Source organism: Acinetobacter sp. NIPH 817 (assembly GCF_000368405.1).
In the GTDB taxonomy this organism is placed as follows: Bacteria; Pseudomonadota; Gammaproteobacteria; order Pseudomonadales; family Moraxellaceae; genus Acinetobacter.
Genome location: NZ_KB849420.1, coordinates 3,028,831 through 3,049,975 on the forward strand (window position 1 = coordinate 3,028,831; position 21,145 = coordinate 3,049,975).

Consider the following 21,145-nt stretch of genomic DNA (forward strand, 5'->3'; position numbering starts at 1 on the left):
TCACCAGCAAGCTAGGTCGGCTATATTACTCTTAATCTCTTAAAAGTCAACAGGTAATTTCGATATTTTTAAAACTTATTCTCAAAACCAACTTCTCATCAAATTCATCACTTAAAGCAACCAATCTAATTCCAAGTAACTGTTTTTCAACAAGTTCTTATCTGCATCACCGCCGATGGATGTGCATTATAGACCATTAAGATCCCTTTGCAAGCGAAAATTAAAAACTTATGACTTGAGCGTTCACTTTTAAATCACATACCGCACTAACTTTTTGTTTTATATGAATAATTATTTTAATAATTCATTTTTGACCTAAATATGCCAGTATCATGCTCGATAGTTCTTGTTTAAGTTGTTGTTCTGATATAAGAAAATTATTCTGATTCACATACCGCATCATTGTAAAAAGTGTACTATTAATAATTACAAAGGATTTATGCTTCACCTGTTCGAAGTCCCATTGATGAGGATTTCTACTAAATGTATATAGTCCTACTTCAAAAAAATGCTTTTCTAAAATCTGAGCAGCTTGCGAATGGCTATAGTCATGCCACTGTTTAAGTATCTCAATGAAAAAACCATGATCGGCTTTTAATGCATTAAATCCCAATTCTATTGCTAAAGGGATGAGTAGATCTAAAGGAATATTCCCTTGCTGCATAACTAGCTCTTTTAGTTGTTGCCCCAATAGTTCGCTTTTACGGCGTAATAGTTCTTCTATGATTTGATCTTTATTCTCAAAGTATTGATAAATAGAGCCTACACTTACTCCAGATTTCTCTGCAATTTTAGGAGTCGTGGTATGTAGCAATCCATACTGGGCAATACAGTGCTGTGTCGCCTCTACAATATGGTCAACAATAATTTTTGAACGCTGCTGCTGTGGGACTTTTCTCATCAGTTTTTTATTCTTTAAATGCGAATTGAATGCGAATAATTATTCATATTAGCCTATTTATTATTCAGTTCAATAAGTAAGTAACGATATGCAAACGATTAGTCCAACTCGACTTGCTTCTTTTAATGACATGCAAGACAGTAACTTCTTTACGCAGTTTTTAAATGTCTGTTGCGAAAAAACAGCTCAACCAAACTATACAGAATATGTGTCTTTACAACGCGCTCTTTGTGAAGGAGACATTGAAATGGATAAGGTGATTGATTGGGTTATGCAAAACCCCAAAGATCACCGCATGATTTTTGAGAAGATATTATTTCAAGGCCGCGATGACCTATCTGAGCCGGTACCTACTGAGTTAGAAAATTTCTTTAATTACATTGAACAAAAGCCTGAATGGTTAGATCAGCGCCAAATTGATGAGGCTGTTAAATTTACTCATCGTTTAGGAGTAAATAATGGTTTTATCCTTAGAGATTTATCTTTAATGGCAGGATATTTATATCCTGGATTTAATCAGCCTCTAATTTTAACGGGCGCGTTGAAAAAACAGGCGGGTAATCGTTTAGCAGAAACCACAAAATGGTGGGTTGATATTACTGAACCTCAGGGACTTTCTCGTTTAAGCTCAGGTTTCACGTCAACGATTTATGTTCGCTTTATTCATGCACTTGTTCGTCGGCAATTAAAGAAGTCTGATCGCTGGGATAGTGAAGTTTGGGGGATTCCTCTTAATCAATTTGATTTGGCAATGACTAATTTGGCTTTTAGCAGTGTAGTTTTACTTGGTATTAGGGCTTTAGGTGTATGGCCAACGAAACAAGAAGCTAAGAGTTTTTTACATTTTTGGCGTTACGTTGGCTGGTTAATGGGTATTGATGAAAAATGGCTTATTCAATCTGAATCCGAAGGTTGGCGATTACTTTACTGGATGCAGTTTGCTCACCCTCGCTCTGATCACAGCAGTGTTGAACTAGGTTCAAGCTTATCTAAAGAGCCTTTTGAGAGAAAATATCTGCATTTACGCTCGTTACAGCAGAAGCTTGCATATCGGCAACATTTAGAACTTACCCAATTTTTTATTGGTAAGAAAAGAATGAAACTACTTGGATTGCCTCAGCAGTCTGCTTCATGGTTTGCTTATTATTTGATTGTGCGCAATTCACTACTTTATAGTGGTGCGAAGCTTTCACCAAAAGTTGAAAAGTTTTTATCTAAGTCAGGTCGCAATATACAAAAGCTTGGCTTAACGCTTTATCAGAATCAAGGTAAGGCAAAAACCTTAGCAAGTATGCATCAATAATTTTTAAAACCTAAAAATAACAAAAGGAAGCCTGTTAACCAGACTTCCTTTTTTCAAATATTAAGACACTTATTGAGCTGATGAACTATGCATGTGCATTTCAGCGTGATTCATTTGCTCAGGTGTTTCCACCATTTGCTTATTTTTTTGACTTGGCATGTAGTCAGGCTCATTGTTGATCGCCAAATAAAAAATGATCATAAACAATAAGCTCAAGATACAAGCCACAATAAGTGACTTCCATCCCCACCACGATTGTTCAGGCGATAATTTATTTGTCATTTCATTTCTCTCATTCAATTAATATTTTCAGTTCATTTCATTCGCTATAGCTTATTAAAACTTCATGCTCATACGAACCCAGTAATTTCTTCCGATATTGTTGAATTGCTCTTCACTCGCAAATCCAAACCCTGCACTACCCGCTTTGTTTAAGTGTTCGGTATAGGTTTTATCTAATACGTTATCGATACCAACAGAGACATCAATATCTTTACGAAGGTTGTAACTTCCGTTTAAAGAAAGAGTTGAAAAACCTTTACTTGGTTTGAGGTCATACCCCACGATGTTACCTTGATGTAGACTCACGCGGTTTTGCTCAGCAACAGCACGCCACAACAGACCTAAGTTATATTTGTCAGCCACATAGCGAATATTTAAACGACCTTCTAAAGGGGAAATTTGAGGTAGTGGTTTATCATCTGTGGTGTTTTTACCCCATGCATACATCGCACTCAAATCTGCCTGAATATGGTCGGTAAATTGATATCCAATACCAGCTTCCGCGCCTGCGATGGTTGCATCGACATTTTTGGCACCCGCAGTAATATCATGGCTCATGTCATGCCCATCCATTCCCATACTTGGATGATGGTGGTAACTCATTAAAATGTAGTCATCTACTAAGCCTGCATAAGCAGAAGCCCATGTATTTAAAGCACCATGTTGCTGCTGGAAGCCCATATCCAACTGTAATGTTTTCTCAGGATTCACACCGTTAAAAGTATTGGTTGAGCCAGCATTACCGTGTTTAGGCGAGAAAAGCTCCCAATAATCAGGCATACGCTCTACATAACCTAAACCGATATAGCTTTTTAGGTCATGCTCAGGATGTTGGTTTTCCCAGCGTACAAATGCACTTGGTAAAGTCTTTTCAAGTTTGGTGTTAAAACCTTGTGCTTGAGAGTCGGCACGTTCATCTTCAACTGTGACTCGATCTAAACGCACACCTGTGACCAGTTTATTGAGATCGTTCCATTGATAACCAAGTTCACCAAAAGCACCGTATGATTGAAAACGCATATCTTGACGATATGGAACATTCATAGAAGGCATATTTGGCGATGACATGCTACCGCCATGTTTATTGAATTGAGAATCTACACCTGTAATCAAACTCCACTTATTCCATTCAGAAGTCATGGCTAAACGTGAGTTTAATGTACGGCGCGTTACCTCCATTGCCATCGCGTTCGGCATCAACATGGTCATACCACCATGATTCATTTCAACTAATGGCGGAGTACGTAAGCTAAAGTTATCCATAATATGGTCGTTATAGCTGTAGTTCACTTGCCCTTCAATTTTCTTAATGACATCAGTGATATTTTTCTTTTCGAAACGTAGACCTAAGCTTTCACGCGCAAATTGAGATCCGTCCATTGAACGTCCAGCATAAAGCGATTCACCATCAGATTTTCCACCAGTGAGTTCCACCCACGTGTTTTCATCTGGAGTAAAGCCAAGTGCTACATCAGCATTCCACTTTTTCCATGCTGACGGCACGGTATTACCGTCACCATCTTGATAACTATTCGATTCTGAATGATTGGCATTTAAACGGATATATTTTTTCTCATCACCCAATGCTGCTTCAACATTATGGTCAATACGCCCATATGAACCTAGCAAGACACTCGCTTGCCCACGATAAGGTTTTTCAGAGGTGAGTTTCTCAGGTTGACGTTCAAAAAGTACCGTAGCGGCCGAACCTGTATTGGCATATTGAACCGTTTGTGGACCTTTAATGACAGAAATACGATCATAACTTTCTGGAGAGATATAAGAAGTCGGAGCATCCATACGGTTTGGACATGCGCCTAGGTTTTCTGTTCCATCTGTCAAAATTTTGATGCGTGAACCAAACATACCACGGAAGGTCACATCACCATTAGTTCCACCGCTTTGTATTGAGTTAAAACCCATAATACTTTGTAGATAGTCTGCACCATCTGTAGCAGGCACAGGCTGAATTGGCTGTTTCGGGTCGGCATGTACAATCAGACCATTTGCATCGTTGCCTTGTTGTGCTGTAACAACAATAGGTGCTAATGAGTGAAGTGTTTTGGTATCGGCATCATTTTTTTCTGAATTAGCAAAAACTAGCCCCGAATGAGAGACAGCAAACATCGCAACCCATAAAGGTTGTAGTAAAAATTTAGAATGTGGCATTTTTATACGCTCTAAAACATAAATAAAGTGATATCGAAGTCAGTTAAGACCCCAACAAAAAATTGCTTTTATTTATGCAAATAGAGGTGGTGCACGCCCTTGCGGGAGTAGAAAAAGTCGCTGTAGTGCAAAGTAGACATGTCTAAATGCTTGTTGATAAGCGACTAAGCGGACTTGTATGCGGACTAAAACTTCTTTTACGCCAAATTCAGGTGGCAAAACCAGATTGGCATAGACGGTACAATATTGACACTGGTGATTTGCATCATGATGATCATGTTGCCCAGAGGCTTGTGCCTGTTCAATATGATGTTCATGATGTGAATGCATGGCATGTGACATGGTTTCCATCTGTGCTTTAGGTTTAAGCAAAGCGAGGGTAATAGTTTCACAGACCGGAGCAATTTGATACTGCTTCGGTAATAGCGGCTGTAGAAATACCGCGACCTGTAAAAATACTGCTGCACATGCAAGCAGTAAACCACTACGAAAAACCAAAAATCACATCCACACTATATTAATGTTTCAAGAATAGAAATTTTTAACGTTTTACTGCAACTTTTTCACGCTCACGTTGACGAACAACTTTTTCGACTTTTTCTCGAGCACGCTGACGTTTAAGTGGCGACAAATAATCCACAAATAATTTGCCATTTAAGTGATCCATTTCATGTTGGATACAAACAGCGAGAAGTCCATCAGCTTCTATCTCAAATGCTTGACCTTCAAGGTTAATTGCCTCAATTTTCACACGTGACGGGCGCTCAACTTTGTCGTATATTTGTGGCACCGATAGGCAGCCTTCTTCGTACTGCTGCTTATCTTCTGTCAGTGGAGTGATTTTGGGGTTAATAAAAACCAAAGGTTCATCTTTAGCTTCAGATAAATCGATAACGATTAACTGAATATGACGATCTACCTGTGAAGCTGCTAAACCAATACCGGGTGCGGCATACATGGTTTCAAGCATATCTGCTGCAAGTTGACGAATTTCATCAGTAACTTCTTCAACAGGCTTAGCAATGGTACGAAGACGGGGATCAGGAAAACTTAAAATAGGTAATAAGGCCATACTGACGTCCTCACTTATGCCATTGATTGAAAAACCAAATGAAGGAAATACTTCATCGAAAAATTGTGTGTAAGCCGCCTATTATAACGCATCTGCACGCATAATTTTTAGGAATTATCATAATGAAAAAGGTTTTTAACGGCATGGTTGAATTTCATGCTTTGGGGATAAAAAAGCATTTACTTGCTTTCGCACTTTTTACAGGGGTTGCAATGGGTACAGTAGCAGAGGTTCATGCTGCTAGTCCGAACCATAATCCACCCTCTCTAAAAAGCAATGCACCACATGTCTACGTTGTAAAACGCGGAGATACGCTGTGGGATATTTCCGGTCATTTCCTAAGCAAACCTTGGCGCTGGCCAGAAATCTGGGCAAATAATCAACATGTCAAAAATCCACACTGGATTTATCCTGGTGACCGATTGTTGTTATGCAGTTTGGCGGGTCGACCATTGATCGGTAAAGATGAGGGAGATGGTTGCGTTGGCGTTATTCGTCGCTACACAGGCCAAATGACAAACTTGCAACCTCAAGTTCGTGTGGAATCGCTTAACGACAATGTGCCTGTTATTCCACTTGAACATATTAAACAGTGGTTAGAACACAGCACAATTTTGCCAGCCGACGCAATTGAACACACTCCTTATGTAGTGGGAACTGCTGATCAACGCGTGCTTGCGGCAAGAGGCCAAACCATTTATGCGCGTGGACAAGGTTTAGTTAATGGCCAACGTTATGCAGTCTACCGTGAAGGCGAACCTTATTATTTCACAGACAGTAAAGGTAAAAAGCATAGTCTAGGTATTGAACTGCAACAAGTTGCTTCAGGGATTGCGATCTCTTCTGAAAAAGACATAACAACGCTTGAGTTAACTGATAGCTACAATTCCGAAGTACGCCGTGGCGATCGGGTTATGCCAGAAGAAGAAGCAACATTACCTACTTTATTTTATCCAGTAGACGCCACTCAAGTTACAGATGCTGGTAAGATCATTCGTGTAATGGGTTCAATTGGCAGCGCTGCAAAAAATAGTGTGGTAACTTTGGACCGAGGTACAGCACAAGGGATTCAAGTAGGTCAAGTTTTTGATATTACTCAAAAAGGCGAGACCATTCGAGACCCTAAAACCAAAGAACCAATACAGTTGCCTGGACAACAAATTGGTAGTCTGATGGTTTTTAGAACTTTTGATCAGCTTAGCTATGCCTACGTATTAGAAAGTGACCTACCTATTAAAGTTGGTTCAAGTATTCAGCCACCTCGTTTTGATGATTAACGCTGGATATACCCTTTACAATGCTTACTCAACTTTCTTCACACCATTACCACACGCTTAAAGTGTGGTATTTGGTGCAACACTCCTTAGTTAGCTTCAAAAAAATTGTCAATTATTTTGGTAGCTGTGAAAAAGCGGTCCAACCTGCTGGGTTATCTCAATGGTGCAATCTCGGGTTACATGCTAATCATTTAAAACGCGTAGATGAATTTCAAACTGCTCAGGGTCAAGCTCAGTTTGAAAAACTAATTGAGCAGATCCAGCAATATACTGACTTTATTCTAACGTCAGAAGACCTTGGCTATCCTACGCAATTACTACCTTATACAGATCATCCACCCATCATATTTGGGAAAGGCCAAGCGCAAGCTTTGTTACAACCACAAATTGCGATTGTCGGTAGTCGAAAACCAAGCCCGCATGGTCGTCAGGTTGCTTATGATTTTGCCTATTACTTAAGTGAAAAAGGATTTTATGTAAGTAGTGGTTTAGCATATGGGATTGACGAAGCTGCTCACCAAGGAGCTTCAGCACATCAACGTACGATTGCCGTGACAGGAACAGGTTTAGATAGTACCTACCCTGCTCAAAATAAAAAACTTGCAGAACAGATCTTGGCTCAAAACGGCGCCATCATTACTGAGTTTTTGCCCGGTACGCCACCATTACAGCAACATTTTCCTCGTAGGAACCGAATTGTCAGTGGCCTAAGTTTAGGTGTGTTAGTGGTAGAAGCTACTTTAAAAAGTGGTTCCCTCATTACTGCGAACAAAGCTGCCGAGCAAGGTAAAACCGTATTTGCCATTCCTGGTCATATTTACAGTGAGTTTCATCAGGGCTGCCATCAACTTATTCGTGAGGGAGCCATTTTAGTCGATCATCCTGAACAAATTATTGAAGATCTTGCTTTACCTACTCAATGGCAAAGTCAGCAACAGAACTCAACTGAAGAGGTCGTGGTTTCTTGTGCTCCAGAAATTCCTGAACATTTAATTAACCTTTATCAGTCTTTAGACTGGGTCGGACAAAATATTGACCAACTTGTCATACACCACTCTCAACCTGTGGCAGAACTCACCTCTTCACTCATGGAACTAGAACTACTTGGTTTATGTATGCAACAATCAGGGCTGTATTTACGTTGTCGCTCTTAGTGCTGGAGCGCAATAGCAATTCTGTTTGATTGAAAGGAAGAGTATTACCATGATTACCACCTCAGTTACCGAAGCAGCCGAATGTTTACAACAAGATCAAGTTTTGGCATATCCAACTGAGGCAGTTTGGGGGTTAGGTTGCGACCCTTTTAACGAACAAGCTTTTCAAAAGATTCTTGAGTTAAAGCAAAGGCCTATTGAAAAGGGAGTGATTTTATTAGCAGGTCATATTAGCCAAGTTGAGCACCTGCTCACTTCGCTACCTCAAACAACCCAACAAGAAATCATTGATTGTTGGACGAATCATCAACCTTCAGAAAGAGCCACAACTTGGCTATTACCTGCTGGCGAACATATTCCTTCATGGATTAAAGGTAAACATCCACTTGTTGCTGTTCGAGTCACCACACATCCTTTGTGTGTGGCATTATGCAATGCTTTTCATGGTTTTATTGTCTCGACGAGTGCTAACCCAAGTGGGCAAGAGCCTGCTCATTCACTACAAGATGCCTGCCAATACTTTGGTTCACAATTAAACTATCTCAATGGTGATTTAGGCCAAAGTCAGCAACCAAGTAGAATTATTAATGCTCTCACTGGAGAGATTATTCGCGCCTAATTTCAGACAAAAAAAAGCTCAGTTATATAGGGATAACTGAGCATAAAAAAGGATGGGTATATACCGCATCCAGAGGGTTTGGATATCTCTGCAACGAAAGATAATTTGCAAAAAAGCACGTCTTTCGTAGTGGTCGCTATTATGTAGTAAGAGATTAAATGAGAGAAATATATTATTTCTCTAAAAAAAGCATGAAAAGTGTAGGGAATTTACGAATTTTCACTTATAAATTAAAATTATATTAATATTTTTACTCGGCTTTTTTAATATTTATATTTCAACCTACTTTTATAAACTATTTATAAATCATATAGAAAAACTTTAACTAAGAAAAAAATGGCATATTTTCATCAGTTTTTTCAAAATATGCCATAGTTTTTTTAACGACTTTAGTTCTGCTCTTGCATTAAGTTGCTCTTTTTAGGACTGACTTTTTTCTGAGCCATAATGATACCAATTAAGATAACAATCCCACCTATTGTGTGATAGATGGTCCATTGCTCAGATAACCAAAGGCTTGCAATAACTGCTGTAAAAACAGGAACCAGGTTCATAAAAATACTTGTTCTATTCGGGCCAAGTTGTTGAACAGCCAACATCCAAACTAACGGTGCAATGAGTGAAGCAAATACACCTGCATAAATAGCGCTTGGCGCATTTTGTGCATTTAAAGCATCTAGTCCGAACCAAAAAATTAAAGGAAGATGAAATATTACAGAAAATCCGATCTGAACATATAAGCTTGTCATGATTGGAAGTGGAAGCTGCCATTTTTTAAGGAAAACCCCATAAAATGCATAGAAGAATACGGCAATAATCATCAATGCATCACCAAGATGTCCGCCTCCACTTAATAAGTGGCTAATATTCCCTTGGGACATGACATATAGCAAACCAGCGAAAGATAAAATACTGCCAAAAACTGCAAATCGATTAGGCACATCTTTTAAAATCGCAAGCGAAACAAAGATTGTAAAGATAGGAATAAATGCATTCACAATACCCATATTGGTTGCACTAGTATAATGGGCAGCCGTATAAGCAAGTCCTTGATAAAGCACCATTCCAAATGCACTTAACACAGCCAGCTTAGGTAAATATGGTATTAATAATCGTCTTTGTCTCCAAACAGGCAAAAACATAAATGGAGTCAAAATAATAAAAGCAATTAACCACCGATAAAAACTAATACTTACCGGAGAAATATAATCCGAGACATAGCGGGTGACTACAATATTTAAAGACCAAATCAGTACTGCCAAAATGGGAAAAATAAATGCCCATTTGTGATATTTCATGACCTGACTCATAGTAATACACCATCTACAAAAGAGATTTTATTTTGAAGAATGTCTTAATAAATTGAAATATCGTATTTCCGACATTGATATTGAACTTAGGACATCATCTTTTTCTAGAATCTAAAATAATGTCCAAGCTTTCACCGCATGGCCTACCACTTTATGTAATTGCTCGCTACTCGCACCATCTCTCGCTTGAATAGTCAGCCCTTGAACGACAGTAGTATAAAAATCAGTCATTTCCTGTAAAGGAGCATGAGAAGATAAATCCCCTTGCTCCACACCTTGCTGAAGGCGTTTTAATAATTTTTCTTTTGTCTTTACGCGCTTATCTAATAGATTTTGCTGTACATCTTGAGTTGCATCAGAGCAATTCATAGCAGCAACGACCACCATACAACCTGCTGGCTTATTCGGCTGAACCAATCTTTTAACAATGTCATAAAGATATAACTCAACAGCAATTTTTGCAGTTTTTGCTTCTACAAATATAGTGTCAATCGGACATCCTTCATGAGCTAAATAGTAATCAACACATCTGTAAAACAGCCCTTCTTTGTCGCCGAAGGCACTATATAAGCTCGGTGCTGTAATTTCCAAAGCTTGTGTTAAATCACTAATAGACGTTGCTTCATAACCATGCTCCCAAAACAGCAACATTGCTTTTTGCAAAACCTGTTGTTCATCAAAGCATTTAGGGCGTCCACGCTTTTTTTTCAGCGCGTCTTCTGTAACAGCTAAATTCGTTTCATGCCTATTTGTCATAAAGATCACATCTATTTTTATAACAATCGTTATTAAATTAATTGACGTTCGATTTTTTATCAACTATTTTATTTTCATAATGATCGTTAGTTAATTAATAAATTGCCTTTCTTCACTCTAAATTTAGCCAAGTAAGGATTTCCTATGGACCAATCTTCTATTTCTAAAGCGCGACCCACGACCTCCCCTCAAGGGAGCTGGTTTGCCATTTTGGCCGTTGCGATTGCAGCGTTTGCATTAGTAACAAGTGAATTTTTACCTGTTGGTGTTTTAAATAGTGTTGCAACAGATTTAAATATTTCTGTAGGCACAGCTGGTCTTATCATTACTGTACCCGGCATTATGGCAGCAATTGCCGCCCCTCTATTACCTGTATCCGTGAAACAACTTGATCGGCGTTATGTGCTTATCTTGCTGACAGCCATTATGGTTATTGCAAATACCATTACTGCCTTTGCAGAAAACTTCCATGTTTTATTGCTCAGTCGCTTAATTTTAGGTATTTCAATTGGTGGATTCTGGGCGACAGCAATTGCTTTAAGTGGGAAATTAGCTCCCTCACATCTTCCTATTGCTAAAGCAACAGCTGTAGTGATGGCAGGTGTAACTTTTGCTACAGTTTTAGGTGTTCCGATTGGAACATGGTTAAGTGAATTTTATGGTTGGCGCAGCGCTTTTGGAATTACCGCAGGAATTGGTTTAATTGTTTTAATCTTACAATTAATCTTTTTACCTAAACTTGTTCCAGACTCCGCAATTCACATAAGAGATTTGCCAGCATTATTACGCACCCCTAAAGCACGTAGTGGTATGTTGATCGTTTTACTGATTGGACTTGCTCATTTTTGTGCCTATAGCTATTTAGCACCTTTCTTCAAAAATATTGCAGGATTCAACGGCACAACAATTAGTTCATTACTATTACTCTATGGAATTGCAGGTATTTTCGGAAATGCGTTTGCCGGATATAGCGGTAATTTAAATGTCCGATATACACTTGCCTTTGTTAGCGCTTGCTTTGCAATTGTGTTTTTTGGATTCCCACTTTTTGCCATTCATGAATTTGGTGCTATTGTCTTAACAGCTTTATGGGGCTTTGCATTTGGTGCTTTCCCTACCTCAGCAAATATCTGGATGTTTGTACATGCACCAAATGCAGTTGAAAAAGGTATGCCTCTTTTTGTAGGTATGTTTCAGGTGATGATTGCAACAGGTTCATTATTAGGTGGATATGTAGTTGATCATTTCAATGAAAATACTTTAATTTATGGCGTATTAAGCTTTGTTGCCTTAGCATTACTAAGTACATTCACCTTAGCAAAAGGTTTAAACAATCCTAAAGCGACTTGTGAAAATTAAAATATAAGTCAGAGTAAATAAATGAAAAATGAGGACCAGCAATTTTCTTTATTGAACAGTATAGAAGTTCATGAGTTTCTATACCAAAAAGAAGATATTGTTCGTCCTCATGCTTCTCTCTGGGGGGATTTTAATTTCAGCTTAAATGGTATTTTAGAAATACAAATCGAGGAACAACTATATCTTTCTCCCCCTAGCTATGGTCTTTGGATTCCACCTCAAACTGTTCATCAATCCACTCATATCGACCATGAAATTCACTATATATGTATTCGCCTGCATCCACGCCTATGTTCTATTTTAGGTGACGTCTGTAAATGCTTTAGTATTCAGCCTTTCTTTCGAACCTTAGTTTTACAAATTCTCAAACAGCAAAAACAAATCGAAAAACCTGAATATTTGGAACATCTTTTACAAGTTTTATTCGATCAACTCACACAGGCTCCTGCCTATTCACATTATTTACCGCAAACGCGACATCCTGTTTTATTGCCTATACTAGAAAAACTCTCAGACCCATTACTTTTTGATCACTCTTTACAGCAGTTGCTACAAAATTTCTCAGTGAGTGATCGTCACTTATTACGTTTGAGTCAACAAGAGCTTCAGCTTTCGTTGTCGGAATGGCGTAACCGAGCCAAAATTGTTTATGCCATTCATCAGATCCGCCAAGGGACATCCATTAAGCGTTTAGCATACGATTTAGGTTATCAACATAGCTCAAGTTTTATCGAGTTTTTTAAACGTTATACTGGGCAAACACCTATACAAATTAGAAATAACTAGAATTTAGTTTATCTTTAAAAACTTTTTCTTTTTTGAACACGAATATTATTGCACTGCCCATCAATAGCAGTTAAAACAAATGCGTTACTTGATATCAATTACAATCTTTAGGAAAGACTCATGACACAATCTGTATATCACATTCCAGTAAAAGCTATTTCAGGCGAAACGGTTGATCTTGAACAATATAAAGGTAAAGTTTTACTTATTGTAAATACTGCTTCTAAATGTGGTTTAACTCCACAATACGAAGGCTTAGAAAAACTTTATCAAGCCAAGAAAGATCAAGGTCTTGAAATTTTAGGTTTCCCTGCAAACAACTTTAAAGAACAAGAACCAGGCTCTGATGAAGAAATTCAGCAATTCTGTTCATTAAATTACGATGTTCACTTCCCTTTATTTTCTAAAGTCTCTGTTGCAGGTGAAGATAAGCATCCACTTTATGCAACTTTAACATCAGCTCAACCAGAACGTACTGGTGAAGGACCTTTCCGTGAACGCTTAGAAGGTTTAGGTATTCCAACTAATCCAGCTCCAGAAGTTTTATGGAACTTCGAAAAATTCTTAATTAATAAAAATGGCGAGGTAGTAGCTCGTTTTGCTCCAAACCTAACTGCTGATGATGAACAAATTGTTAAAGCCGTTGAAGCAGAGTTAGCAAAATAACGTTTTTAAAAACGTGAAAAAGAGCGTTTTCTACGCTCTTTTTTATTATCTGCTCAAAGTGTTGTTTGTTTGCAAAAATACAATCTTTCTCCATATTTTATGCCTATAGTACCTATTTGCTTTATTTGATGTTGTTTGTAGTTATGAAAAAAGTTTTACAGGGTGCATTTCTTCCTTTTGTAATTTTTGCCTCAGGCATGCTTTTACTCGGGTGTGATCAAGCACGAGATCATGCTACTGAACAAGAAAATACTGAAATAAGTGAACAGGCATCTGATCAAGCTATTGAACGACAAGAATCAGATATTGCTCCTAGCAAAACTGAACTCAAAAGCGGCAATATTTTTTATATGGTCCGAGATGCTGCTAATTTACAGCTTAAAGCTGGAGATTATGTTGAACAGCTTAAAGACACTCAACTTGATGTTGAACAAGCGATTCAAGATAAGAATCAAAGTGAATTAAAAACAACTGTTTCAACTTTAAAACAGCAACTACAAGGTTTAAATCAAGCCCTTCTCACCTTAGATATTAAAAGCCAGGAAATTGAGAATATTCGCCAAAGTTTACTACATGCCAATCAACAAGCTCTTAGTATGCCGTTATTAAATGGGAAATTAGATCAAATCAATTTTGACCAAATTGAAAAACAGCTGAATACTATTCAAATGGATATGGTAAAGCTTGCTGCCATGATTATGGCTGGAGATGAAAAATCAGACTCAAAATCTGAATCTTAAAAATTAATTTATAAAAAAGCCACCTTACGGTGGCTTTTTCAATCTCGAACCGCGTCTTATTGAGCGCGGTTTTTGATTTTACGGATTGTTTCAAGCTGGCCTGAAATCTCTGATAGAGATGCCAAAGCAGCAGCTGAGTCCAAATCACTCTTTTGGTTCGCAAGCAATTGTTCAGCATTTTTACGTGCTTCTAAAATTGCAGCTTCATCCAAATTGTCTGCACGGATTGCAGTATCTGCAAGAACCGTTACAACATGAGGTTGAACTTCTAAAACACCGCCAGATACATAGACGATTTCTTCTGTACCATTTTCCAACTGAACACGAATCGGGCCCGGTTGAAGCAAGGTTACGAGTGGAGCGTGTCCTGGTAAAATACCAAGCTCACCACCAGCACCTTTCGCGATTAACATCGTCACTGCGCCAGAGTAAATAGACTCTTTAACACTTACGACATCACATTGCATAGTCGCCATGAGATGATCTCCTTAAATTAGAGTTTCTCAGCTTTAGCAATCACTTCGTCAATACCACCAACCATATAGAACGCTTGTTCTGGGATGTGATCGTATTCACCAGCTAATAGACCTTTAAAGCCACGAATCGTTTCTTTAAGTGGTACTAATTTACCAGGAGCGCCAGTAAACACTTCAGCTACGTGGAATGGTTGAGAGAAGAAACGTTGGATTTTACGCGCACGGTAAACAACCAATTTATCTTCTTCAGCTAATTCATCCATACCCAAGATTGCGATAATGTCTTTAAGCTCTTTATAACGTTGCAATACGTTCTGTACAGAACGAGCAATTTCATAATGCTCTTGACCAACAACTAATGGGTCTAACTGACGTGAAGTTGAGTCAAGTGGATCGATCGCTGGATAGATACCAGAAGATGCGATGTCACGGCTCAATACTACTGTTGCATCTAAGTGAGCAAATGTAGTTGCAGGCGATGGATCTGTTAAGTCATCGGCAGGTACATATACTGCTTGGATCGATGTGATCGAACCAGATTTAGTAGATGTAATACGCTCTTGAAGAACACCCATTTCTTCTGCAAGTGTAGGTTGGTAACCTACTGCAGATGGCATACGACCTAACAATGCTGATACTTCAGTACCTGCAAGTGTATAACGGTAGATGTTGTCGACGAATAATAATACGTCACGACCTTTACCATTTTCGTCTTTTTGATCACGGAAGTATTCAGCCATAGTCAAACCAGTTAACGCTACGCGTAAACGGTTACCTGGTGGCTCGTTCATCTGACCGTAGACCATTGCTACTTTGTCAAGAACGTTAGAATCTTTCATTTCGTGATAGAAGTCGTTACCTTCACGAGTACGCTCACCAACACCAGCAAACACAGATAAACCTGAGTGAGCTTTCGCGATGTTGTTGATCAACTCCATCATGTTAACGGTTTTACCAACACCCGCACCACCGAATAAACCAACTTTACCACCTTTTGCAAACGGGCAAAGTAAGTCAATTACTTTAATACCAGTTTCTAAAAGATCAGTAGAAGCTGCTTGTTCAGCATAAGAAGGTGCTTCACGGTGAATCGGCAAACGCTCTTCAGTCGCAACAGGACCTGCTTCATCAATCGGGCGACCCAAAACGTCCATGATACGACCAAGCGTAGCTGGACCTACTGGAACAGAAATCGGTGCATTTGTGCTGGTTACGTTAAGGCCACGTTTAAGACCTTCTGTAGAACCCATTGCGATGGTACGAACAACACCATCGCCAAGCTGTTGCTGAACTTCTAATGTAGTTTCAGTACCGTCAACTTGGAGAGCGTCATAGATCTTAGGAACGCTATTGCGCTCAAACTCGACGTCGATAACCGCGCCGATGATCTGAATGATACGACCGCTACTCATTGCTGTCTCCTCAATTCAAACTTAATAATGTTAAACGGCAGCGGCACCGCCAACGATCTCGGAAATTTCCTGAGTAATCGCGGCTTGACGCAGCTTGTTGTAAATGAGTTGTAGGTCTTTAATCAGTTGTCCTGCGTTGTCTGTCGCTGCTTTCATCGCGACCATACGAGCTGACTGCTCACATGCAACGTTTTCAATCACACCTTGATAAACCATAGACTCGATATAGCGAACCAACAAACCATTTAACAATTCTTCTGCTTCTGGTTCGTAGATATAGTCCCAACCATAAGTACGGTTGAGATCATCGCCTTCTTGTGCTGGTGCTAAAGGAACAAGTTGTTCTACTTTAGGCTGCTGAGTCATTGCATTAACGAAGCCATTTGATACGAGGTAGATACGATCTAATTCGCCCTTATCAAATGCATCAAGCATAACTTGTACTGAGCCAGTTAACTGTTCCAAACTCGGCGCATCGCCAAGTTGGGTAGTTGCACCAAGCACTTTACCGCCGTAATTCTTAAAAAACGAAACCGCTTTTTGACCAATTAAAGCAAATTCAACTTCAATTGACTGCTGTTGTTGTGCTTTGACATGCTGCACAACTTTCTTGAACAAGTTAATGTTCAAGCCACCTGCCAAACCACGATCTGAAGACACTACGATATAGCCAACGCGCTTAACTGGGCGATCAACCATATAACGGTGTTTGTATTCAGGGTTTGCTTGGACCAAGTGAGCAATTACACGGCGCATATTATCGGCATACGGACGGCCCTGAGCCATGCGCTCTTGCGCACGACGCATTTTAGAAGCAGCTACCATTTGCATCGCGCGAGTAATCTTTTGCGTGCTCTTGATACTAGCTACTTTGGCGCGAATTTCTTTTAAATTTGCCATACGCTTAACCTAGTATTCGAAAGCTCTTTCGAGCTTCCGAAGGTTGATCCGTGAACCAAACTTAACTAAAACTGAACTTAGTAAGTTTGAGTCGCTTTAAAGCTTTCAATACCTGCTTTGATTGCTGCTTCGATGTCTTTGTTGTAATCACCAGTTTCATCGATTTGTTTCATCAACGGAGCATATTCTGCGCGGAAGTAAGAAATTAACGCAGCATCAAAGTCTACGATTTTCTTAACTTCTACGTCAGCCATATAGCCTTCGTTAGATGCATAAACAGAAACAGCTTGGTCAGCAATTGAGTAAGGAGCATATTGCTTTTGCTTCATTAACTCAGTTACACGTTGACCATGTTCAAGTTGCTTACGAGTTGCTTCATCAAGGTCAGAAGCGAACTGAGCAAACGCAGCCAATTCACGGTATTGTGCTAAAGCAGTACGGATACCACCAGACAATTTTTTGATGATCTTAGTTTGAGCAGAACCACCAACACGAGATACAGAGATACCCGCGTTCACAGCAGGACGAATACCTGCGTTGAATAATGATGTTTCTAAGAAGATCTGACCGTCAGTAATCGAAATTACGTTCGTTGGTACGAATGCAGATACGTCACCTGCTTGAGTTTCAATAATTGGCAATGCAGTTAAAGAACCAGTTTTACCAGTTACTGCGCCATTAGTGAATTTCTCAACGTAGTCAGCAGATACACGAGAAGCACGTTCAAGAAGACGTGAGTGAAGATAGAATACGTCACCCGGATACGCTTCACGACCTGGTGGACGACGTAAAAGCAATGAAATTTGACGGTAAGCAACTGCTTGCTTAGACAAATCATCATAAATAATAAGAGCGTCTTCACCGCGGTCACGGAAGTATTCACCCATTGTACAGCCAGAGTACGGAGCTAAGTACTGCATTGCAGCAGGATCAGCAGCCGCAGCAGCGACAACAGTTGTATACGCCATAGCGCCAGTTTCTTCTAGCTTACGTACAACGTTTGCAATTGTTGATTGTTTTTGACCAATCGCAACGTATACGCACTTAATGCCAGAATTTTTCTGAGCGATAATCGCATCGATCGCCATCGCTGTTTTACCAGTTTGACGGTCACCAATAATCAACTCACGCTGACCACGACCCACAGGAATCATGGTATCAACTGATTTGTAACCAGTTTGAACAGGTTCGTCTACAGATTGACGCCAAATTACGCCTGGTGCTACTTTTTCAACAGCATCAGTTAATTTTGCATCAATTGGGCCTTTACCATCAATTGGGTTACCCAAAGCGTCGACAACACGGCCAAGAAGTTCCGGACCAACTGGAACTTCAAGTACACGACCTGTACAACGAGCTTTTTGACCTTCTTGAAGGCTTAAGTAGTTACCTAAGACAACGGCACCCACTGAATCCTGTTCTAGGTTCAGTGCCATACCAAATAAGCCGCCGTCAAATTCGATCATTTCACCGTACATTGCATCAGCAAGACCGTGAATGCGCACGATACCGTCGGATACCATAACAATGGTACCTTCGTTTTTAGCGGTCGCGCTGGTGTCCAGATCGCTGATACGCTGTTTAATGAGCGCACTGATCTCGGATGGATTCAGTTGTTGCATTGCGCTATTCCTCAATCTTTTATTAGTTCAGTCTTCATCATTTGCATTATGCAAGAAGACGAGTACGCATTTTTTCAAGCTTGTTAAGCGCAGAATCATCTATCACTTGATCGCCTGCACGAATTACAACACCTGCAATAAGCTCAGGTTTAACTTCAACTGAAACAGTTACAGTGCTGTTGAAACGCTTTTCTAAAGCAGATTTCAACAATTGCTCTTGTTCAGCAGTTAATGGGAAAGCCGATTCAATCACGACATCCACATTGTTGTTATTCTGTGATTTAAGCTGTTCATATTCTGCTTCAATTTCAGGTAACAACATTAAACGATCGTTATCTGCAAGAAGTGTCAAAAAGTTAGACACTGCTTGAGACTGACCTTCACCTAAAACTTTAGCAAAAAGCTTCACTTGCTCCACAGGAGTAAGTTCAGGGCGATTTAAATAAGCGGAAAATGCTTCGTCTTGCACCGCAGCACTGAGCACTTGTAACGCATTCGACCAATTGTCTGTTGCACCTTGCTCAGAAGCATAAGCAAATGCTGCTTTGGCATACGGACGTGCCAACGTCAAGAGTTCAGCCATGATTCGCCTCTCTTAAAGTTTAGCAGCCAGCTGAGACAGCATGGCATTATGAGCTTCTGCGTCAACTTGCTGGTTCAGGATTTTTTCTGCGCCAGTTACTGCCAAAGCAGCTACTTGTTGACGTAATTCTTCGCGAGCAGAATTGATATCTTGATCAACAGCTTCTTTAGCCTGTTGACGAATACGCTCACCTTCAGCCGCAGCTTGAGTACGAGCTTCTTCGATCAATTGTGCTGCACGACGGTTCGCTTGTTCGATCAATTGAGCCGCTTGTGCTTTAGCTGCATCGAGCTCTTGCTTTACTTGCGATTGTGCATCGGCAAGATCAGCTTTCGCTTTTTCTGCTGCATTTAAGCCATCAGCAATTTTACGCTGACGCTCACTAATCGCATTGATTAGTGGTGGCCAAACAAACTTCATGCAGAATGCAACAAAGAATGCAAACGCAATCGCTTGACCAATCAATGTGAGGTTGATATTCATTGCAATTCCTCAAATAGTGGATTTAGGAATTAAGATGATTAACCTACAAATGGATTAGCGAAGATGAAGAACAAGCCAATACCAACACCGATCATAGGCACAGCATCAAGAAGACCCGCGATTAAGAACATACGAGTTTGAAGTTGTGGAGCCAATTCTGGTTGACGAGCAACAGCTTCTAAAAAGCGACCACCCAAAAGACCAAAACCAATCGCAGTACCTAAAGCACCGAAAGCGATCAAGATAGCAGATGCAATTGCAACTAGACCTAAAGTGAGTTCCATGAAAAATTCCTCAGAGGTTAGGTTATTACCAAATTAAATTAAAAAAATTCAGCCCAACCATCGTTTGATAGTTAGGCAATACCATTAATGTTTTTCGCTTGCCATGCTCAAGTAAACGATGGTAAGCATCATAAAGATGAATGCCTGCAACGTGATTACAAGAATGTGGAAGATCGCCCAAGGCACAGACAACGCCCATTGAATCCAGAACGGCAATAAAGCAATTAGGATAAAGATCAACTCACCGGCATACATGTTACCGAATAGTCGGAGAGCTAATGAAATCGGACGAGCAAGGAATGTTACCAATTCCAAAATCAAGTTCACTGGAATAAGCAACGCTTTTGCAACTGGATTACTTGGGTTAAATGGGTTAAGTGCCAATTCACCAACGAAACCACTAACACCCTTTTCGCGGATGCTGTAGAACAAGATAAGTACAAATACAGATAAAGACATACCTAAAGTAATGTTTGGATCTGTAGATGGAACGATCTTGAAGTAAACGTGGTGAGGGTCCATACCAAATACGTTTGCACCTACAAACGCTGCAACTTGAGGAATCCAGTCAACTGGGATCAAGTCCATTAAGTTCATGAGGAAAATCCACACGAAAATAGTGAGTGCAAGCGGAGCGATTAAACGTGATTTGCCATGAAAAGTATCACGGACACTTGAGTCAACAAACTCGATGATCATTTCAATTGCAGACTGGAATTTAGTTGGAACACCTGCATTAGCAGCTTTCGCAACGATCCAGAACATCAAACAGAAAATAACACCAAGGCCAATTGACCAACCCATTGAATCCAAGTGAATTGCAGTGAACCCCATCGAATGAGCTTCTTCAGCAGTCTCAGCCAATTTCCATGTACCATCTGGCATTTTGCCATAGGTCATATTGGTCAAGTGATGCTTGATATACTCTGTCGAAGTGAGGGCATGTTCTTCAGCAGCCATAAATCACACCTGGTCAATGTCAATTACTAAA

Annotated in this window: 22 protein-coding genes and 1 pseudogene; 8 read left to right on the forward strand and 15 right to left on the reverse strand. The window is 39.8% G+C overall.

The genetic code is table 11. The features are described 5' to 3' along the window. Window positions 1-330 precede the first annotated feature (330 nt). Window positions 331-901 (reverse strand): annotated as a pseudogene (locus F968_RS17860) (TetR/AcrR family transcriptional regulator). 88 nt (window positions 902-989) lie between these two features. Between F968_RS17860 and F968_RS17865 the strand changes: the two are divergent. Then, complete coding sequence (locus tag F968_RS17865) at window positions 990-2,204, forward strand: oxygenase MpaB family protein (RefSeq protein WP_004795260.1); 1,215 nt, start codon at window positions 990-992, stop codon at window positions 2,202-2,204. A gap of 69 nt (window positions 2,205-2,273) precedes the next feature. Here F968_RS17865 and F968_RS17870 read toward each other — a convergent pair whose 3' ends face one another. The 4 genes from F968_RS17870 to def all read right to left on the reverse strand — a co-directional run bounded on the left by F968_RS17870 (window position 2,274) and on the right by def (window position 5,727). Then, a complete protein-coding gene (locus F968_RS17870; RefSeq protein ID WP_004795263.1) occupies window positions 2,274-2,486 on the reverse strand; it encodes a hypothetical protein in 213 nt (70 codons plus the stop codon). Between the two features lie 54 nt (window positions 2,487-2,540). Next, on the reverse strand, window positions 2,541-4,655 hold the full coding sequence (locus F968_RS17875) for a TonB-dependent copper receptor (protein WP_004795265.1): 2,115 nt from the start codon (window positions 4,653-4,655) through the stop codon (window positions 2,541-2,543). A 72-nt stretch (window positions 4,656-4,727) separates the two neighbouring features. Further along, window positions 4,728-5,153, reverse strand: coding sequence for a DUF2946 family protein (locus F968_RS17880; RefSeq protein ID WP_002114087.1), 426 nt, complete (start codon window positions 5,151-5,153; stop codon window positions 4,728-4,730). A 43-nt stretch (window positions 5,154-5,196) separates the two neighbouring features. Continuing rightward, complete coding sequence (def, locus tag F968_RS17885; RefSeq protein ID WP_004795267.1) at window positions 5,197-5,727, reverse strand: peptide deformylase; 531 nt, start codon at window positions 5,725-5,727, stop codon at window positions 5,197-5,199. 122 nt (window positions 5,728-5,849) lie between these two features. Here def and F968_RS17890 point away from each other — a divergent pair, with 122 nt between their 5' ends. The 3 genes from F968_RS17890 to F968_RS17900 are packed head-to-tail and all read left to right on the forward strand — an operon-like array spanning window position 5,850 to window position 8,777. Next, window positions 5,850-7,004 (forward strand): LysM peptidoglycan-binding domain-containing protein, encoded by a 1,155-nt coding sequence (locus F968_RS17890; RefSeq protein WP_004795269.1) that lies wholly within the window; start codon window positions 5,850-5,852, stop codon window positions 7,002-7,004. A 20-nt stretch (window positions 7,005-7,024) separates the two neighbouring features. Next, on the forward strand, window positions 7,025-8,158 hold the full coding sequence (dprA, locus tag F968_RS17895) for a DNA-processing protein DprA (protein ID WP_004795271.1): 1,134 nt from the start codon (window positions 7,025-7,027) through the stop codon (window positions 8,156-8,158). A 49-nt stretch (window positions 8,159-8,207) separates the two neighbouring features. After that, entirely contained in the window at window positions 8,208-8,777 is a 570-nt protein-coding gene (locus F968_RS17900; RefSeq protein ID WP_004795275.1) for an L-threonylcarbamoyladenylate synthase type 1 TsaC, read from the forward strand. A 389-nt stretch (window positions 8,778-9,166) separates the two neighbouring features. On the opposite strand, the gene F968_RS17905 is transcribed toward F968_RS17900, so the two are convergent. Then, complete coding sequence (locus F968_RS17905; protein ID WP_081399582.1) at window positions 9,167-10,087, reverse strand: DMT family transporter; 921 nt, start codon at window positions 10,085-10,087, stop codon at window positions 9,167-9,169. Window positions 10,088-10,198: 111 nt separating this feature from the next. Continuing rightward, the gene (locus F968_RS17910; RefSeq protein ID WP_081399583.1) at window positions 10,199-10,852 is read right to left on the reverse strand and encodes a TetR/AcrR family transcriptional regulator; all 654 of its coding nucleotides are present in this window, start codon (window positions 10,850-10,852) and stop codon (window positions 10,199-10,201) included. Between the two features lie 135 nt (window positions 10,853-10,987). Between F968_RS17910 and F968_RS17915 the strand changes: the two genes are divergently transcribed. The 4 genes from F968_RS17915 to F968_RS17930 all read left to right on the forward strand — a co-directional run bounded on the left by F968_RS17915 (window position 10,988) and on the right by F968_RS17930 (window position 14,394). Next, window positions 10,988-12,202, forward strand: coding sequence for an MFS transporter (locus F968_RS17915; RefSeq protein ID WP_004795280.1), 1,215 nt, complete (start codon window positions 10,988-10,990; stop codon window positions 12,200-12,202). A gap of 21 nt (window positions 12,203-12,223) precedes the next feature. Continuing rightward, a complete protein-coding gene (locus F968_RS17920) occupies window positions 12,224-12,988 on the forward strand; it encodes an AraC family transcriptional regulator (RefSeq protein ID WP_004795282.1) in 765 nt (254 codons plus the stop codon). A 120-nt stretch (window positions 12,989-13,108) separates the two neighbouring features. Beyond that, on the forward strand, window positions 13,109-13,654 hold the full coding sequence (locus F968_RS17925) for a glutathione peroxidase (protein WP_004795283.1): 546 nt from the start codon (window positions 13,109-13,111) through the stop codon (window positions 13,652-13,654). 143 nt (window positions 13,655-13,797) lie between these two features. Continuing rightward, complete coding sequence (locus F968_RS17930; RefSeq protein WP_081399716.1) at window positions 13,798-14,394, forward strand: hypothetical protein; 597 nt, start codon at window positions 13,798-13,800, stop codon at window positions 14,392-14,394. Window positions 14,395-14,450: 56 nt separating this feature from the next. Here F968_RS17930 and F968_RS17935 read toward each other — a convergent pair whose 3' ends face one another. From F968_RS17935 to atpB, 8 genes are all read right to left on the reverse strand, one after another. Further along, entirely contained in the window at window positions 14,451-14,870 is a 420-nt protein-coding gene (locus F968_RS17935) for a F0F1 ATP synthase subunit epsilon (RefSeq protein ID WP_004795288.1), read from the reverse strand. Between the two features lie 17 nt (window positions 14,871-14,887). Then, on the reverse strand, window positions 14,888-16,282 hold the full coding sequence (gene atpD, locus F968_RS17940) for a F0F1 ATP synthase subunit beta (RefSeq protein ID WP_004795290.1): 1,395 nt from the start codon (window positions 16,280-16,282) through the stop codon (window positions 14,888-14,890). Window positions 16,283-16,312: 30 nt separating this feature from the next. Next, window positions 16,313-17,182: a F0F1 ATP synthase subunit gamma gene (gene atpG, locus F968_RS17945; RefSeq protein WP_004795291.1), complete on the reverse strand. Its 870-nt coding sequence runs from the start codon at window positions 17,180-17,182 to the stop codon at window positions 16,313-16,315. Window positions 17,183-17,259: 77 nt separating this feature from the next. After that, window positions 17,260-18,804, reverse strand: coding sequence for a F0F1 ATP synthase subunit alpha (gene atpA / locus F968_RS17950; RefSeq protein WP_004795293.1), 1,545 nt, complete (start codon window positions 18,802-18,804; stop codon window positions 17,260-17,262). 46 nt (window positions 18,805-18,850) lie between these two features. Continuing rightward, window positions 18,851-19,387 (reverse strand): F0F1 ATP synthase subunit delta, encoded by a 537-nt coding sequence (locus tag F968_RS17955; RefSeq protein WP_004795294.1) that lies wholly within the window; start codon window positions 19,385-19,387, stop codon window positions 18,851-18,853. Window positions 19,388-19,399: 12 nt separating this feature from the next. Beyond that, a complete protein-coding gene (locus F968_RS17960; RefSeq protein WP_004795296.1) occupies window positions 19,400-19,870 on the reverse strand; it encodes a F0F1 ATP synthase subunit B in 471 nt (156 codons plus the stop codon). A 38-nt stretch (window positions 19,871-19,908) separates the two neighbouring features. After that, window positions 19,909-20,154, reverse strand: a complete 246-nt coding sequence (gene atpE, locus F968_RS17965; protein ID WP_000424060.1) for a F0F1 ATP synthase subunit C — start codon at window positions 20,152-20,154, stop codon at window positions 19,909-19,911. 84 nt (window positions 20,155-20,238) lie between these two features. After that, window positions 20,239-21,114 (reverse strand): F0F1 ATP synthase subunit A, encoded by an 876-nt coding sequence (gene atpB / locus F968_RS17970; protein ID WP_004795298.1) that lies wholly within the window; start codon window positions 21,112-21,114, stop codon window positions 20,239-20,241. Window positions 21,115-21,145 lie beyond the last annotated feature (31 nt).

Excerpts from the sequence above, each read along its gene's own strand:
- F968_RS17900 (WP_004795275.1), top strand. The coding sequence starts at position 8,208 with ATGATTACCACCTCAGTTACCGAAGCAGCCGAATGTTTACAACAAGAT.
- F968_RS17955 (WP_004795294.1), bottom strand. The coding sequence starts at position 19,387 with ATGGCTGAACTCTTGACGTTGGCACGTCCGTATGCCAAAGCAGCATTT.
- F968_RS17865 (WP_004795260.1), top strand. The coding sequence starts at position 990 with ATGCAAACGATTAGTCCAACTCGACTTGCTTCTTTTAATGACATGCAA.
- F968_RS17960 (WP_004795296.1), bottom strand. The coding sequence starts at position 19,870 with ATGAATATCAACCTCACATTGATTGGTCAAGCGATTGCGTTTGCATTC.
- atpG (WP_004795291.1), bottom strand. The coding sequence starts at position 17,182 with ATGGCAAATTTAAAAGAAATTCGCGCCAAAGTAGCTAGTATCAAGAGC.
- atpA (WP_004795293.1), bottom strand. The coding sequence starts at position 18,804 with ATGCAACAACTGAATCCATCCGAGATCAGTGCGCTCATTAAACAGCGT.
- F968_RS17875 (WP_004795265.1), bottom strand. The coding sequence starts at position 4,655 with ATGCCACATTCTAAATTTTTACTACAACCTTTATGGGTTGCGATGTTT.
- def (WP_004795267.1), bottom strand. The coding sequence starts at position 5,727 with ATGGCCTTATTACCTATTTTAAGTTTTCCTGATCCCCGTCTTCGTACC.
- dprA (WP_004795271.1), top strand. The coding sequence starts at position 7,025 with ATGCTTACTCAACTTTCTTCACACCATTACCACACGCTTAAAGTGTGG.
- F968_RS17890 (WP_004795269.1), top strand. The coding sequence starts at position 5,850 with ATGAAAAAGGTTTTTAACGGCATGGTTGAATTTCATGCTTTGGGGATA.
- F968_RS17930 (WP_081399716.1), top strand. The coding sequence starts at position 13,798 with ATGAAAAAAGTTTTACAGGGTGCATTTCTTCCTTTTGTAATTTTTGCC.
- F968_RS17925 (WP_004795283.1), top strand. The coding sequence starts at position 13,109 with ATGACACAATCTGTATATCACATTCCAGTAAAAGCTATTTCAGGCGAA.
- F968_RS17920 (WP_004795282.1), top strand. The coding sequence starts at position 12,224 with ATGAAAAATGAGGACCAGCAATTTTCTTTATTGAACAGTATAGAAGTT.
- F968_RS17915 (WP_004795280.1), top strand. The coding sequence starts at position 10,988 with ATGGACCAATCTTCTATTTCTAAAGCGCGACCCACGACCTCCCCTCAA.
- atpB (WP_004795298.1), bottom strand. The coding sequence starts at position 21,114 with ATGGCTGCTGAAGAACATGCCCTCACTTCGACAGAGTATATCAAGCAT.
- F968_RS17905 (WP_081399582.1), bottom strand. The coding sequence starts at position 10,087 with ATGAGTCAGGTCATGAAATATCACAAATGGGCATTTATTTTTCCCATT.
- atpE (WP_000424060.1), bottom strand. The coding sequence starts at position 20,154 with ATGGAACTCACTTTAGGTCTAGTTGCAATTGCATCTGCTATCTTGATC.
- F968_RS17935 (WP_004795288.1), bottom strand. The coding sequence starts at position 14,870 with ATGGCGACTATGCAATGTGATGTCGTAAGTGTTAAAGAGTCTATTTAC.
- atpD (WP_004795290.1), bottom strand. The coding sequence starts at position 16,282 with ATGAGTAGCGGTCGTATCATTCAGATCATCGGCGCGGTTATCGACGTC.
- F968_RS17870 (WP_004795263.1), bottom strand. The coding sequence starts at position 2,486 with ATGACAAATAAATTATCGCCTGAACAATCGTGGTGGGGATGGAAGTCA.